The sequence below is a fragment of the Vibrio sp. 2132-1 genome (genome assembly GCF_033344315.1).
Window position 1 is genome coordinate 1 of sequence record NZ_JAWPON010000659.1, and the last position, 568, is coordinate 568.

A 568-nucleotide genomic window follows, 5' to 3' on the forward strand; every position below is an offset into this window, starting at 1 on the left:
AAATTTGGACAAAGATAACTCAGCCACAATACCAATGTGCGCTGCTGAGCCAAATGCAAAAAGACATGGGCGGACAAAACCCGGCGGCAGCGGTGAGCATGGGCTCTGGCATGCTGAATGGGTTGAAAGGGTTGAGCATGCAACTGTTCGATCTGAACATCAATCCTGATGCACAGTTTGGCGAAGTGTTTAGCCAAATGGATGGCATGTTTACTCTGTCTGCGAAAGATCCAAACATGTTGATTCAAACTGCGCAAATGCTAGTTCCTGAATTGGCGCAGCTTCAACTGCAACCAGACAACCAACCTGTGAACGTAAGTGACTTGTTAGAGATGCACACGGGCATGAAGATGGACGTGTTTGCACGCTTAAATGGCAGCCACCTAACGCTATACAGCGGTGAGTACGCGGCAGAAGCAAGCAAGGACGTGATGGCTCAAGAGTTGAAGCCAAACGGTTTGTTGAGCTTTAGCATGGACTCAGAGCGTATTCTGGAAGTGTTAGAAAAAGCATCAATGGCGACAGGCCAGCCTCTTCCTGAAGACGTGCTAGTGAGCTTCCAAAACGA

General features: G+C 48.6%; 1 pseudogene. It reads left to right on the forward strand.

What is annotated here, in order from left to right:
- A pseudogene (locus R8N47_RS27235) lies at positions 1 to 568 on the forward strand (hypothetical protein); the annotation flags it as partial.